Raw genomic sequence first — 13,028 nt, forward strand, 5'->3', positions numbered from 1 at the left:
CATGCGAGACGAGGGGTGCGAACCGTCGTTCGCTATAGGATGAATGTGTGGAAATCGCGGTGACCAAGGCCCGGAAGATCTTCGCGGAGCTCCTCAACCGGGTCATTTACGGTGGCGAGGAGGTCGTACTCACCCGCCACGGGAAGACCGTGGCCGCCATCGTCTCAGCCGAGGATCTTGAGTTGCTGCGCCAGTTTCGTTCAGGGCGGGTGGACCTCACGCTGGCCGAGCGACCCATGGCCGACGACGGCGCGCGTCACGTGGCGGAGAGCGCTCCGCTCCGCCTAGCCGCCGAGTACCGGCCGCCGGGCCCTCAGCGGCCCCCGGGCTTCGGCCGCTGACCTTCCTGTGCCCGACCTGGCCGGCCGTCACCCTCCGGCGTCGGTGATCCGGCGGCTCGCTCAACGCGCTCGTAAGCCATGAGCAGGTCGAAGTCCGCCGGCGATATGAGGCCCGCCATGATCTTGTTGCGCCCGGGTGATGGCGACAGGCGGAGCACCGTACCCGGCGCGCTCGACCATCTCGCCGAACATCATCCGCAACTGTGTCGCCGGTATCTCCCGGGGCGCATCGTCGGCCAGGGGTGTCCGGCGGGGCTCGCGTCCCTTGCCGATCGACCGTGCGGCATACCGGCCAGGTTGGTCGGCGACGTTGTGCATGGGGCGCGCCGCGCGGATGGCGGCGCGCTCAGCGGCACGCGCATCGTTCCAGGTGGGGAGGTGCTCGACCTGGACGAATGCGACGTCCGGCCACCATGGAGCCCTACGCCGATGTCCCGTCCAGCGATGCCGGGGGTTGCCGGTTGTCATGCCCACGTAGAGCAGCCGCCGGCCGGCGTCGTAGAAGCGATACAGCACGTACTGGAGATCAAGGCCTTCTCGGATCTCGGCGGGCAGTGCAAGCTCGGCGGGACGGGCGAACGGATCGAAGGGGCGCATGACGAGTCCTTGGCGAGTCGGACAAGTGTTCGAGCCGCTCTAGCCGCTGCCATGACAGTCCGTTATATACCTTGCATTAAGTGAAATCGCGCTGGTCGGTGCAGCCTCAGATCAGGTGGCCGCGGAGGTCGCCGGGCGGGGCCAGAGGCCGCGGGTGGCCATGACGTGGCGGAGGGTGACCAGCTCGTCGGTCATGATGCCGTCGACGCCCAGGTCCAGGAGGCGCTCCATCTCGGCGGCGTCGTTGACGGTCCAGGCGTGCACGCGCAGGCCGAGGGTGTGGGCCTGGGCGATGAACGACTCGGTGACGAAGGGGAGGCGGCCCAGCCCGTACGGGACCTGTGCGCAGGCGACGCCCGTGGCGGCCAGGCGCACGAGCTTGGCGGTGGGGCCGCCGTAGGACTTGGCGCGCAGCGCCATCACCCCGCGCGGGCCGAGGGCGGTGCAGACGTCCTGGTCGGTGAACAGCGGCAGGCGGGCGCGCATCTGGGCCAGCCGGCGGGTGGAGAACGAGGTGATGCAGACCCGGTCCCAGGCCCGCGTGCGGTGCAGGACGCGGGCGAGCGGCCCGATGACGGGGGCGTCCTTGATGTCGATGTTGACCCGCGCGTCGGGGAACGAGCCCAGCACGTCCTCCAGGAGGGGGATGGGCTCGGTGCCGTCGATGCGGGCCAGGGCGACCTCGGAGTAGGGGAGCCGGGCGATCGTCCCGGTGCGGTCGGTGACGCGGTCCAGGGTGCGGTCGTGGAACGCGATCACGGTGCCGTCGGCGGTGGCGTGCGCGTCGGTCTCCAGATAGCGGTAGCCCAGGTCGAGGGCGCGCTGGAAGGCGGCCATCGAGTTCTCGGGGCGGCCGCGGCCGCCGCGGTGGGCGAAGGCGATGGGACCGGGATGGTCGAGGAATGCGTACGTCCGGGGCACTCCTCCGATTATGGACGTCCCGGTGCGGTGGTTCGATCCCGGGGTGGCCTTACTATGTCAAGGCGCGGCCCATTCGCGCCGCCGGGCCTCGGCGAGGGCGATGGCGGTGGCGACGGCGACGTTCAGGGAGCCGACCCGGCCGATCTGCGGGATGTAGGCGACGGCGTCGGCGGCCGCGAGCAGGGCGGGGGAGCAGCCGTGGTCCTCGCCGCCGACGGCCAGGCACACGTCGCCGTCCAGCGGGGCCTCGTGCAGCGGCACGGCGTCGCCGGTGAGCTCGATCGCCACCAGCCGCAGCCCTTCGCCGCGGATGGCGGCGGCGGCCTCGGCGGGCGTGCCGGCGTGCTCCCACGGGACGAGCCGCTCGGTGCCCAGGGCCGTCTTGGCGACGTTGCGGTGGGTGGGCTCGGTGGCGTTGCCGGCCAGCCAGAGGCGCTCGACGCCGAAGACGGCGGCGCTGCGCATGATCGAGCCGGTGTTGAACGGCTGGGTGACCGACTCCACCAGCAGGCCGAGCCGCGCGTCGGTGCGCCGCCGCCAGTCGCGGTTGAGGCGCTTGACGTCGGTGGGGCGCAGCTGCTTGCGCGCCGGTTCCTGGGCGGTGCTCATGCGGGGTCGCTTTCGGTGGGGCGTCCGGTACGGGGGGAGACGGCCAGGACGCGGTAGGCCGAGCGGGAGGCGATGCGTTCGGTGGGGAAGCCCTGGGCGTCGAGCCAGCGCTGGAGGGAGTCCGAGCCTAGGTGCTTCTGCACGACCAGGTGGGCCAGGCCGCCGGGGGCGAGCCGGGGGAGCCAGGCGAGGAGGAGGTCGTGCAGGGCGGCCTTGCCGATGCGGATGGGCGGGTTGGACCAGATCGCGGCGAAGCGCAGCGCGGGGTCGATCTCGTCCGCCAGGCAGAACCTTACAACGTCAAGGCCGGCGGCTTGAGCATTGCTCCGCGCCAGGTCCAGCGCGCGTTCATTGACGTCCACTCCATAAACACTCGCCTGCGGCGAGCGCCGCGCCATGGTGAGGGCGATGGGGCCGTACCCGCAGCCCAGGTCCAGCAGGTCGCCCTCGGCCGGGGGAGGGGGCACCGTCTCCAGCAGGATCCGGGTGCCGGCGTCGACGCGGTCGGGCGAGAACACGCCCCGGTCGGTCTCCAGGCGCAGGTGCAGGTCGGGCAGGACCAGGTCGACGGTACGGCGCCGGCTGGCGGCGCCGGGCTGCGGCGCGAAGTAGTGTTCCCCCACGTCGGACGACCGTACCAGCGCGCGGCGGCTACGGGAGCCGGGAGAACCAGGCCAGCGACGCGCCGCCGGCGGCCAGGGCGAGCAGCAGCGCGATGCCGGTGAAGCGGGCGGCCACGTCGCGGTGCTCGATCTTGAAGCCGAGGGAGCTGCCGATGCTCTCGTAGACCTCCGAGAGCTGCCCGGCGTCGGCGGCCTCGTACGGCTTGCCGCCGCTGCCCTCGGCCAGCGCGCGCAGGGTCTCCTTGTTGACCGAGACGCTGGTGGTCTCGCCCTCGATGTCGACGGTGCCGTACGGGGTGCCGAACGCGATCGTGGAGACCGGGATCTGGGCGGCGCGGGAGGCGTCGACGGCCTCGCCGACCGAGCGGCCGGTGGTGTTGTCGCCGTCCGACAGCAGCACGATGTGGGCGGGCGGCGGGTCGTCGCGGGCCTCGGCGTCGAAGGAGCGGACGGCCTGGAGGGAGGTGAAGACGGCCTCGCCGATGGCGGTGCGCTTGGCGAGGACGAGCTGGTCGATGGAGGCGATGGCGGCCTGGCGGTCGGCCGAGGGCGCGGCGACGACGCCGGCGTTGCCGGCGAAGGATACGACGCCGACGTTGAAGCGGGAGGGCAGGTCGCGGATGAACTTCTTGGCGGCGGACTTGGCGGCCTCGAAGCGGTCGGGGGTGACGTCCTTGGCCATCATCGACAGGGAGACGTCGACGGCGACCATGACGGTGGCGCGGTCGCGGGGGACCTTGACGCCGGTGGCGGGCCGCGCGAACCCGATCATCATGATGAGCATCATGGCCAGGAAGAGCCCGGCGGCGACGTGGCGGCGCCAGCCGGGGCGCTTGGGCGCGACCTCGGCGAGGAGGGCGAGGTTGGTGAAGCGGACGGCGTACCGGCCGCGGCGCATCTGCAGGACGACGTAGGCGGCGGCGAGTACGGGGAGCAGGGCCAGCAGCCAGAGCCGTTCGGGCGACAGGAAGGTCATGGGCGCACCCCGCTGGCGGCGACGGCGCGGCCGGCGGCGCGGCGCTGGCGCAGGGCGAAGCGCGCGACGTCGGCGACCCAGTCGCGGTCGGTGCGCAGGACGAGGTGGTGGGCGCCGCAGCGGCGCAGCGCGGCGCGGGTGCGCTCGCGCTGTTCGGCCGCGGCGGCGGCGTAGCGTTCGCGGACGCGGCGGTTGAGCACGATCTCGTGTACGGCTCCGGTCTCGGGGTCGGTCATCTCGACCAGCCCGACGTCGGGGAGGTCGAGTTCGCGCGGGTCGATGATCTCCACGGCGAGGACCTGGTGGCGGGCGGCCATGCGGCGCAGCGGGCGTTCCCAGTCGGGGCCGTGCGCGGCGCGGTGCTCGGCGGTCTCGCCGGGGGGCGGGAGGAAGTCGGAGATGATGACGCGCAGGCCGCGGCGGCCCTGGCCGCGGTCGAGGGCGGCGATGCCGTCGGCGAGGCCGCCGACGGGGCGGTCGCTGAAGGCGCGGGTGCCGATGCGGTGGCCGCCCTGGACGTCCTTGGCGGCGGGGGCGCCGGGGTCGGGGGCGGCGTCGAGGATGGCCTGGAGGAGGGCGTACATGGCGGCCTTGCCGGTGCGGGCGGGCCAGCGGCGCATCTCGCCGGGCTGGAGGAGGTAGGCGCCGACGCGGTCGCCGAGCCGTACGGTCAGGAAGCCGACGGCGGCGAGGGCGGCGACGGCGAGGTCGCGTTTGACCATGGTGTGGGTGCCGAAGTCCATGCTGGGGGTGAGGTCCATGAGGGCCCATGCCTCCAGCTCGTGGTCGGCGATCAGGTCGCGGACGTGGGGGGTGGTGGTGCGGGCGGTGACGGCCCAGTCCATGTGGCGGACGTCGTCCTCGCCGGGCTGGTAGAGGCGGGCTTCGGCGAGTTCGGTGCCGGGGCCGGGGATGAGGCCGAGGTGCTCGCCGTTGAGGAGGCCGTCCAGGCGGCGGGTGACCTGGAGTTCCAGGCGCCGGAGGGTGCGTTCGGGGGCGAGCGCGGCGATCTTGCCGCCGCGGGTGCGGCGGGGGCGGTCGGGGCCGCGGCTCACTGGGCGGTCACCGCTCCCTGGTTCCAGACGACGCGGGGCGGGGGGACGGCGGTGAGGATCTGGCTGACGACGTCGCCGGTGTCGACGCCGTCGGCGAGGGCGTCGAAGGTGAGGACGATGCGGTGGCCCATGACGTCGCGGGCGACGGCGCGGACGTCGTCGGGCAGGACGTAGTCGCGGCCGCTGAGCAGGGCGAGGGCGCGGGCGGAGGCGACGAGGCCGAGGGTGGCGCGGGGGCTGGCGCCGATCTCGATGACCTGGCGGAGATCGGGGAGGCGGTACTGCTCGGGTTCGCGGGTGGCCATGACGAGCCGGACGATGTAGTCGGCGACGAGCTCGTGGACGGAGACCTCTTCGGCGGCGCGCTGGAGGGCGGTGAGGCGGTCCAGGTCCAGGACGGTCTCGGCGGCGGGCGGGTCGACGCTCATCCGCTGGAGGATCTGGAGTTCCTCGTGGGCGCCGGGGTAGCGGACGTCGATCTTCATGAGGAAGCGGTCGCGCTGGGCCTCGGGGAGGGGGTAGACGCCTTCGGACTCGATGGGGTTCTGGGTGGCCAGGACGATGAAGGGCCTGGGGAGGGGGTAGGTGTTGCCGCCGAGGGAGACCTGGCGTTCGGCCATGACCTCCAGGAGGGCGGACTGGACCTTGGCGGGGGCGCGGTTGATCTCGTCGGCGAGGACGAAGTTGACGAAGACGGGGCCGAGTTCGACGTCGAACTGCTCGGTGGAGGGGTGGTAGATGCGGGTGCCGACGATGTCGGAGGGGACGAGGTCGGGGGTGAACTGGAGGCGGGCGAAGGTGCCGCCGACGACCTGGGCGAGGGTGCCGACGGCGAGGGTCTTGGCGACGCCGGGGACGCCCTCGATGAGGCAGTGGCCGCGGGCGAGGAGGGCGACGACCATCCGTTCGACCATGTGCTCCTGGCCGACGATGACCTTCTTGACCTCGGCCACGGTCTGCTGGAGCAGCGCGGCGGACTGGTCGACATCGTTGGCGGCGACGGTCATCGGGGCGTCCTCACTGTCCTCCGGGTGCTGGCGGGCGCGTTTCCGACCCTACGCGATCACATGTACCCGTTCGTGCGGGTCGACGGTACCCGTGGCGGGTCTGCCGTGGGGTGCTCATGGTGAGTCCGATGCCGGCGGGCGGGCTGTAGTGTGGCGCCATGTCCAGGCCGTTGCCACCCGGTGACCCCGTGCGGCTGGGTCCGTACCGGCTGTCCGCCCGGTTGTCGGAGACGTCGGCGGGGATCGTGTATCTCGGTGAGGACGATTCGGGGCGGCGGGCGAGCGTCGCGGTGCTGAACCGCGGGGCGGCGGGTGACGCGGCGGCGCGGGACCGGTTCCGGGCGGCGATCACTTCGGAGCTGCCGGGTCCGGGGCGGCCGCCCCGGCTGGGGCCGGAGGATCCGGCGCCGATCGTGGCGGCGCAGCCGGACGGGGACGCGCCGTGGGTGGCGGTGTCGTACGACGCCGACCGGATGGCGCGTCCGGGTGCGGAGCGGTTCCTGGATTCGGTGGTGCTCGCGGGGTCGTTCCGTGGGCGGTGGTCGGGGCGCCGGCGGGGGCCGCAGTTCCAGCCGTACTGGCTGGGGGCGGACGGTCCGGCGCTGGAGCGGCCGCGGCCGTCGTACGTGCCGGGGCCGGCGCCGGTGCCCGAGCGGCGCGAGCGGGGTCTGGTGGCGGCGATCCTGACGCTGGCGGGGGTGCTGGCTTTGCTGGCGCTGCTGATGGTGATCCTGTTCGCGTGCCAGCCGAAGGTGCAGGAGCCGCCTCCGCCGCCGCCGGATCCGCCGTCGCAGCCGGTTCCGCAGCCGCCGCCTCCGCCGCGGGTGCCGACGACTCCGTCGCCGTCGCCGAGTCCGGTGCCGCCGTCGTCTCCCCCGGCGACGCCGTCGCCGGGGGAGACCGGGGACGAGGGGCCCGAGGAGGGCGGCCCGCTGTAACGGCGTTGCGCGGCGGGGGGCGGCGCGGCGAGCATGGGGCCCATGCTGGAGAGTCTGATCGCTTTCGCCGGTGCCGCGGTTCTGATCGCGATGGTGCCGGGCCCGAGCACGGTCGTGATCATGAGGTCGGCGGTGCGGTCGGGGCGCCGTGCCGGTTTCGCGGCGGTGCTGGGGAACGAGACGGGGGTGCTGCTGTGGGGTCTGGCGGCGGCGCTGGGGTTGTCGGCGTTGCTGGTGGCGTCGCGGCTGGCCTATGACGGGTTGCGGATCGCGGGTGCGGCGGTGCTGGTGTACTTCGGTGCGCGGGCGCTGTGGCAGGCCCGGCGGGGGGCGGTTCCCGAGGCCGGGGAGGATGCCGCGGAGGATGGTCCGGCGCCGCTGTGGAGGTGTTACCGGCTGGGGCTGGTGACCAATGTCGCCAATCCGAAGGCGGGGGTGTTCGCGGTGTCGTTCCTGCCGCAGTTCGTGCCGGCGGGGTGGCCGGTGGCGGTGGTGCTGGTGGGGTTCGCGGTGCTGTGGGCGCTGATCGACCTGGTCTGGTACGCGGTCATCGTGTGGACGGTGGACGCGGCGCGGCGGGCGTTCGAGCGTCCGGGGGTGCGGCGGCGCCTGGAGCAGGTGTCGGGTGTGGTCCTGGTGGGGCTGGGTCTGCGGCTGGCGTCGGAGTCCCGCTGAGGCGTCCGGCGAGGGCGAAGAGGGCGAGTCCGGCGAGTGAGGCGGCGGCGGCCGCGATGGGGAGGGCTCCGCCGCCGTGGGCGGAGAGCAGGTGGCCGCCGAGGGCGCCGCCGCCGGCGACGCCGATGTAGACGGCGCTGCTGTTGAGGGCGAGTGCCTGGGGGCCGGCGGGGCCGGCGAGGGCGAGCAGGCGGGCGGCGGTGGGCGGCGGGACCCACCAGGCGGCCAGTGACCATAGCAGCAGGAACGGCAGGGCGAGGGCGAGGGCGGCGGGGCGGGCGAGCCACAGGGCGTAGAGGGCGGTCATGGCGGCGGCGAAGGCGAGGGTGCCGGCGCGCATGGCGGTGGCGGGTCCCCAGCGGTCGGTGGTGGCGCCGCCGAGGCGGCCGCCGGCGATGCCGGCGAGTCCGGACAGGACGAAGACGGTGCCGAGGGCGGTGGCGCCGGTGCCGGACAGTCCGCGCAGGAACGGTGCCAGGTAGGTCAGGAAGAGCATGTTGCCCAGGACGGCGGCGGTGGCGGCGAGCAGGCCGGTGAGGACGGCGGGGCTGGAGAGCGGGGCGAGGCGTTCGCGGAGCGGGGTGGTCTCGCCGGGCGGCGGGTCGGGGAGCGTGGCGCGCAGGGCGATGAGGGAGGCGATGCCGAGCGCGCCGCCCAGGACGAACGCGCCGTGCCAGGAGGTGGCGGCGGCGATCCAGGTGCCCATGGGGACGCCGAGGACGAACGAGCCGGTGAGGCCGGTCATGACCGTTGCGAGGTAGCGGCCCTGGCGGCCTTCGGGGGCGAGGCCGGCGGCGATGGCGAGGGCGGCGGGGACGACGGCGGCCGCGGCGAGCGCGGCGGTGACGCGGAGTGCGAGCAGGGCGGGGTAGCCGCCGGTGAAGGGGACGGCGAGGTTGGCGGCGATGAAGATCAGCAGGGCGCCGGTGAGGAGGCGGCGGCGGGGCCAGGAGGCGGTGAGGACGGCCAGGACGGGTGAGGTGAGGGCGAAGACGAGGGAGAAGACCGTGACCAGCTGGCCGGCGGCGCTCTCGGTGACGTGGAGGTCGGCGGCGATGCCGGGCAGGACGCCGGCGACGATGTAGTCGTCGGTGGAGAAGGTGAAGGCGGTGAGGGCGAGGGCGAGCAGCCAGGCGGGCGCGCGCCGGTGGGCGGGCATGGGTGGTCCTCCTCGGGGCGAGGCGAATTAAGGTAACGACTGTTACCTTAATAGGGTGGGGGCGCCGACGTCCAACCGGAAGGAGCGCCCATGGCCAGGCCCCGCGACCCCGACCGCCGTGCCGAGCTGCTGGACGGGGTCCTGGAGTACCTGGCCGGCAACGGCCTGTCCACGCTGTCGATGCGGCCGCTGGCCGAGCACCTGGGCCACAGCACCCGCGTGCTGACCCACCACTTCGCCGACAAGCGCGCGCTGCTGGGCGCGGTCCTGGCCCGGCTGGACGAGCGGCAGCGCGAGCGGCTGCGGGCGCTGCCCGGCTGGGACGGCGAGCGCCCGATGGGCGAGATCGTCCGCGCCGCCTGGGACTGGCAGCTGGCCGAGGAGAACCTGCCGTTCACCCGGCTCGTCCACGAGATCGAGGGGCTGGCCGCCGGGGGCCGGCTGGCCGGGCAGGCGACCCGGCTGCTGGCCGACCGGGTGGAGTTCGTCGCCGCGTCCTTCCGCGCCCGCGGCGTCCCGGCGGAGGCGGCGGTGCGGTACGCGACCGTGCAGAACGCCGCGTTCGCCGGCCTGCAGATCGACTTCCTCAACACCGGCGACCGCGGCCGCGCCGAGGCGGGGATCGCCTGGCTGGCCGACCAGGCGGACCGTTGGATCGCCGACGCCCGGCGCGACCTCCCCGAACGCCGAAACCCCGGGCGGTGATTTCAGGGTGAGGGCCCGCTCGGTGAACAATGTCCCCTGAACGGGCCCGAGCGGGCCCGGGCGGCCGGAGTGGGGAGGGCGAAGGGCCATGCGATGCCCGGCGTGCGGCAGCGACACCGGTACGGACCTGACCGACTGCGCGAGGTGCGGCGCGCTCCTGCAGGCCGCTCCGCTGGTCCCCGACAGCTGGTTCGTCCAGCCCAAGCCGCCTCCCCCGGCCGACGACCCCACGCTGGTGGAGCACCGGTTCGCCGACATCCCGCCGGCCGGCGCGGCCCCGTTCGGGCCGCCGCCCGCGCCACCGCCGCCGCCGGGGCCGCCGGGGCGGCGGCCGCCCGGCTACCTGGGCTGGGTGATCGCCGGCGGGTTCGCGCTGGCGCTGGCCGCCGTGCTGATCGTGCTGTGGCCCGCGGGCGGCCCCGAGCGCGGCGAGGCCACCAACACCAACACCGGTACCTCCGCCCCGCCCTCGCCCGCCGAGACCTCCGCCTCGGCGGTGCCCACGGAGCGGTTCTTCGTCGACACCTTCGCCGCGGCGCCGGGGTACGCCGGGCCCGCGACGGCGGGCGGGCCGGTCGGCCGGCTGGAGAAGGGCACCCACTACGTGTTCTGCAAGCGGCAGGGCCAGCGGATGAGCCGCAAGGGCGGCGCCGCCACCAACCACTGGTGGCTGCTGACGAACCTGGACCGGGTGTACGCCGGCGGCAGCCCGCGGGCGTGGGTCCCGGCGCTGTACCTGGCGCACTGGGGCGACGACGAGGCCAAGGACAACTCCGGCCGCGACATCCCCGACTGCCCGCGCTAGGTGGGGCCGTGGTCCTCGGCCGGGACCGGGCCCGTCCTGGTCCAGTCCAGTGACCGCTCCACCGCCCGCTTCCAGTTGTGGTACTCGGCGGCGCGCCGCCGCGGGTCCATCGCCGGCACCCACCGGGCGGCGCGGTGCCAGTTGCGGCGCAGCCCCTCCAGGTCCGCCCAGTACCCCACCGCCAGCCCCGCCGCGTACGCGGCGCCCAGCGAGACCGTCTCCACCACCATGGGCCGCACGACGGGGACGTTCAGGACGTCGGCGACGCACTGCATCAGCAGGTGGTCGGCGGTCATGCCGCCGTCGGACTTCAGCTCCCGCAGCGGCAGGCCCGAGTCGAGGCTCATGGCGTCGGCGACCTCGCGGGTCTGCCAGGCGGTGGCCTCCAGCACCGCGCGGGCCAGGTGCCCCTTGGTGATGTAGGAGGTCAGCCCGACGATGATGCCGCGCGCCTCGGGCCGCCAGTGCGGGGCGAACAGCCCGGAGAAGGCGGGCACGATGTAGCAGCCGCCGTTGTCGTCGACGGAGCGGGCCAGCGTCTCGATCTCGGGCGCGGTGCCGATCAGGCCGAGGCCGTCGCGGAACCACTGGACCAGCGCGCCGGTGATGGCGATCGAGCCCTCCAGCGCGTACACGGCGGGCTCGTCGCCGATCTTGTAGCCGACGGTGGTGAGCAGCCCGTTGCCGGAGCGGACCGGCTCGGGGCCGGTGTTCATCAGCAGGAACCCGCCGGTGCCGTAGGTGCACTTGGTCTCGCCGGGTGCGTAGCAGGTCTGGCCGAACAGCGCGGCCTGCTGGTCGCCGAGCGCGGCGCCGATGCGGACGCCGGGGAAGACGCGGCGGGCGGTGCCGTAGATCTCGGTGGAGGAGCGGATCTCGGGGAGCATCGCGCGCGGGACGCCGAAGAAGTCCAGCAGGTCCTTGTCCCAGTCCAGGGTGCGCAGGTCCATGAGCAGGGTGCGGCCGGCGTTGGTGACGTCGGTGACGTGCACGCCGCCGTCGGGGCCGCCGGTGAGGTTCCAGATCAGCCAGCTCTCCATGGTGCCGAACAGCACCTCGCCGCGCTCGGCGCGCTCGCGGACGCCGGGCAGGTGGTCCAGCAGCCACCGCACCCGCGGCGCGGAGAAGTAGCCGGCCAGCGGCAGCCCGGTGCGCTCGGGGACCAGCGCGGCGCCCGGGGCGCCGGCCATCTCCTCCACCAGGGCGTCGGTGCGGGTGTCCTGCCAGACGATGGCCTGCTCCACCGGGGTGCCGGTGACGCGGTCCCACAGCACGGTCGTCTCGCGCTGGTTGGCGATGCCGGCGGCGGCGACCTGGGCGGGGGAGACCCCGGCCTGGGCGAGCGCCTCGGGCGCGATCCGCTCCAGGTTGCGCCAGATCTCCAGCGCGTCGTGCTGGACCCAGCCGGGCTTGGGGAAGTGCTGGCGGTGCTCGCGCTGGGCGACCGACACCAGCCGGCCGCCGTGGTCGAACAGGATGCAGCGGGTGGAGGTGGTGCCCTGGTCGATCGACATCACGTACCGCTCGGTCATCGCCGCGCCCCTCCCCGGCCCCTGCCCCGCGCGGGCGTGCCCCGCGGGCGGCGGCTACCAGCGGGAGGCGCCCAGGTCCCGGGAGACGGCGCGGGAGGCGTCGCGGACGTACCCGACCAGGGCGGGCTCGGGGACGCGGCCGGCGCCGCACAGCCGCTCGACGGCGCCCGACACCCCGATCGCGCCGACGACGAGGCCGCCGTACCCGCGGATGGGGGCGGCGATGGACGCCTCGCCCAGCGCCATCTCCTCGATCTCGGCGGCCCAGCCCTGCTCCCGGACGCGGGTGAGGGCGCGGGCCAGCGAGCGGTGGTCGGTGACGGTGCGGCGGCAGTACGACTCCAGCACGGTGCCGCGGATCGAGGCGGCGGCGTTGGCGTCGTGGGCCAGCAGCGCCTTGCCCAGGGCGCTGGCGTGCAGCGGCAGGAGCGTTCCGATGTCCATGGCCTGCAGCGAGTCGTCGGGCCGGAAGACGTGGTGGACGACCAGGACCTTGCCCTCCAGCAGCGTCCCGATCCGGACGGCCTCGCCGCTGCGGGCGGCCAGCGCGTCGGCCCAGTTGATCGCGCGCGAGCGCAGCTCGTTGACGTCGAGGTAGCTGGTGCCCAGGTGCAGCAGGGCGGCGCCGAGCTGGTACTTGCCGCTGGCCTCGTCCTGCTCGACGAACCCGACGCGGACCAGGGTGCGCAGGATGCCGTGCACGGTGCCGCGGGCCAGCCCCAGCGAGCTCGCCAGCTCGCCGACGCCGAGCCGGCCGGAGCTGCTGGCCAGCATCCGCAGGATGGCCGCGGCCCGCTCGATCGACTGCACCGGTCCCGGCATGCGACCGATACTAGAACTGCGGAAAGTGTGCCGACAATGTCGGCATCCGCCGTCATCGCCGCAGGCGGCGCGCCGACCTGCCCGAACATCAGCCCGAACCCTGTGATCTGGGGCATATCGGGGAGCGTAATGGGCCGGGTGCCGCGGGGAAAGTGTTCGACATTGTCGGCACCTGTCCGTTGACCCCCCTCAAGGGCCCGCTTAGCGTCCTGGCCAGCCGCTCGCCGGGCCCGCGGGCGCATCCCACCCCCACCCCCCCCACC

At 74.2% G+C, this 13,028-nt stretch carries 14 protein-coding genes and 1 pseudogene; 5 read left to right on the plus strand and 10 right to left on the minus strand.

All coding sequences use genetic code 11. The annotated features are described in order from the left end of the window. The first annotated feature begins 47 nt into the window (after positions 1-47). Positions 48-341 (plus strand): type II toxin-antitoxin system Phd/YefM family antitoxin, encoded by a 294-nt coding sequence (locus ACA361_RS40130; protein WP_375020389.1) that lies wholly within the window; start codon positions 48-50, stop codon positions 339-341. A gap of 60 nt (positions 342-401) precedes the next feature. Here ACA361_RS40130 and ACA361_RS40135 read toward each other — a convergent pair whose 3' ends face one another. From ACA361_RS40135 to ACA361_RS40165, 7 genes are all read right to left on the minus strand, one after another. Then, the gene (locus tag ACA361_RS40135) at positions 402-938 is read right to left on the minus strand and encodes a GIY-YIG nuclease family protein (RefSeq protein WP_375020390.1); all 537 of its coding nucleotides are present in this window, start codon (positions 936-938) and stop codon (positions 402-404) included. A gap of 111 nt (positions 939-1,049) precedes the next feature. After that, on the minus strand, positions 1,050-1,859 hold the full coding sequence (locus tag ACA361_RS40140) for a glycerophosphodiester phosphodiesterase (protein ID WP_375020391.1): 810 nt from the start codon (positions 1,857-1,859) through the stop codon (positions 1,050-1,052). Positions 1,860-1,916: 57 nt separating this feature from the next. Further along, complete coding sequence (locus ACA361_RS40145; RefSeq protein ID WP_375020392.1) at positions 1,917-2,468, minus strand: TrmH family RNA methyltransferase; 552 nt, start codon at positions 2,466-2,468, stop codon at positions 1,917-1,919. Beyond that, the gene (locus tag ACA361_RS40150) at positions 2,465-3,091 is read right to left on the minus strand and encodes a class I SAM-dependent methyltransferase (RefSeq protein WP_375020393.1); all 627 of its coding nucleotides are present in this window, start codon (positions 3,089-3,091) and stop codon (positions 2,465-2,467) included. The genes ACA361_RS40145 and ACA361_RS40150 overlap by 4 nt, the downstream gene beginning before the upstream one ends. Before the next feature lie 28 nt (positions 3,092-3,119). Continuing rightward, complete coding sequence (locus ACA361_RS40155; protein WP_375020394.1) at positions 3,120-4,067, minus strand: VWA domain-containing protein; 948 nt, start codon at positions 4,065-4,067, stop codon at positions 3,120-3,122. Beyond that, positions 4,064-5,077 carry a DUF58 domain-containing protein gene (locus ACA361_RS40160; protein WP_375020404.1) on the minus strand — a complete coding sequence of 338 codons (1,014 nt, stop codon included), beginning with the start codon at positions 5,075-5,077 and terminating at the stop codon, positions 4,064-4,066. Before ACA361_RS40160 ends, ACA361_RS40155 begins: the two co-directional genes overlap by 4 nt. A gap of 41 nt (positions 5,078-5,118) precedes the next feature. Next, positions 5,119-6,129 (minus strand): AAA family ATPase, encoded by a 1,011-nt coding sequence (locus ACA361_RS40165; RefSeq protein WP_375020395.1) that lies wholly within the window; start codon positions 6,127-6,129, stop codon positions 5,119-5,121. Positions 6,130-6,287: 158 nt separating this feature from the next. Between ACA361_RS40165 and ACA361_RS40170 the strand changes: the two genes are divergently transcribed. Continuing rightward, positions 6,288-7,067 (plus strand): hypothetical protein, encoded by a 780-nt coding sequence (locus tag ACA361_RS40170; RefSeq protein ID WP_375020396.1) that lies wholly within the window; start codon positions 6,288-6,290, stop codon positions 7,065-7,067. 42 nt (positions 7,068-7,109) lie between these two features. After that, a complete protein-coding gene (locus tag ACA361_RS40175; protein WP_375020397.1) occupies positions 7,110-7,742 on the plus strand; it encodes a LysE family translocator in 633 nt (210 codons plus the stop codon). 199 nt (positions 7,743-7,941) lie between these two features. Here the strand turns inward: ACA361_RS40175 and ACA361_RS40180 are convergent. Further along, positions 7,942-8,901 (minus strand): annotated as a pseudogene (locus ACA361_RS40180) (MFS transporter); the annotation flags it as partial. Between the two features lie 90 nt (positions 8,902-8,991). On the opposite strand from ACA361_RS40180, the gene ACA361_RS40185 reads away from it, so the two are divergent. After that, positions 8,992-9,606, plus strand: coding sequence for a TetR/AcrR family transcriptional regulator (locus tag ACA361_RS40185; RefSeq protein ID WP_375020398.1), 615 nt, complete (start codon positions 8,992-8,994; stop codon positions 9,604-9,606). Between the two features lie 88 nt (positions 9,607-9,694). Next, positions 9,695-10,411, plus strand: coding sequence for a hypothetical protein (locus tag ACA361_RS40190; protein ID WP_375020399.1), 717 nt, complete (start codon positions 9,695-9,697; stop codon positions 10,409-10,411). Here the strand turns inward: ACA361_RS40190 and glpK are convergent. Together glpK and ACA361_RS40200 are read right to left on the minus strand one after the other, a co-directional pair. Next, positions 10,408-11,943 (minus strand): glycerol kinase GlpK, encoded by a 1,536-nt coding sequence (glpK, locus tag ACA361_RS40195; RefSeq protein WP_375020400.1) that lies wholly within the window; start codon positions 11,941-11,943, stop codon positions 10,408-10,410. The two genes, ACA361_RS40190 and glpK, sit on opposite strands and share 4 nt — an antisense overlap. A gap of 54 nt (positions 11,944-11,997) precedes the next feature. Next, on the minus strand, positions 11,998-12,765 hold the full coding sequence (locus ACA361_RS40200) for an IclR family transcriptional regulator (RefSeq protein ID WP_375020401.1): 768 nt from the start codon (positions 12,763-12,765) through the stop codon (positions 11,998-12,000). Positions 12,766-13,028: the final 263 nt, after the last annotated feature.

It is taken from the genome of Actinomadura sp. 21ATH (assembly GCF_041951345.1).
GTDB lineage: Bacteria > Actinomycetota > Actinomycetes > Streptosporangiales > Streptosporangiaceae > Spirillospora.

What these genes read in the sequence shown, in the direction of transcription:
- ACA361_RS40135 (WP_375020390.1), bottom strand. Translation starts at nt 938, where the DNA reads ATGCGCCCCTTCGATCCGTTCGCCCGTCCCGCCGAGCTTGCACTGCCC.
- ACA361_RS40145 (WP_375020392.1), bottom strand. Translation starts at nt 2,468, where the DNA reads ATGAGCACCGCCCAGGAACCGGCGCGCAAGCAGCTGCGCCCCACCGAC.
- ACA361_RS40155 (WP_375020394.1), bottom strand. Translation starts at nt 4,067, where the DNA reads ATGACCTTCCTGTCGCCCGAACGGCTCTGGCTGCTGGCCCTGCTCCCC.
- ACA361_RS40165 (WP_375020395.1), bottom strand. Translation starts at nt 6,129, where the DNA reads ATGACCGTCGCCGCCAACGATGTCGACCAGTCCGCCGCGCTGCTCCAG.
- ACA361_RS40170 (WP_375020396.1), top strand. Translation starts at nt 6,288, where the DNA reads ATGTCCAGGCCGTTGCCACCCGGTGACCCCGTGCGGCTGGGTCCGTAC.
- ACA361_RS40175 (WP_375020397.1), top strand. Translation starts at nt 7,110, where the DNA reads ATGCTGGAGAGTCTGATCGCTTTCGCCGGTGCCGCGGTTCTGATCGCG.
- ACA361_RS40185 (WP_375020398.1), top strand. Translation starts at nt 8,992, where the DNA reads ATGGCCAGGCCCCGCGACCCCGACCGCCGTGCCGAGCTGCTGGACGGG.
- ACA361_RS40190 (WP_375020399.1), top strand. Translation starts at nt 9,695, where the DNA reads ATGCGATGCCCGGCGTGCGGCAGCGACACCGGTACGGACCTGACCGAC.
- glpK (WP_375020400.1), bottom strand. Translation starts at nt 11,943, where the DNA reads ATGACCGAGCGGTACGTGATGTCGATCGACCAGGGCACCACCTCCACC.
- ACA361_RS40200 (WP_375020401.1), bottom strand. Translation starts at nt 12,765, where the DNA reads ATGCCGGGACCGGTGCAGTCGATCGAGCGGGCCGCGGCCATCCTGCGG.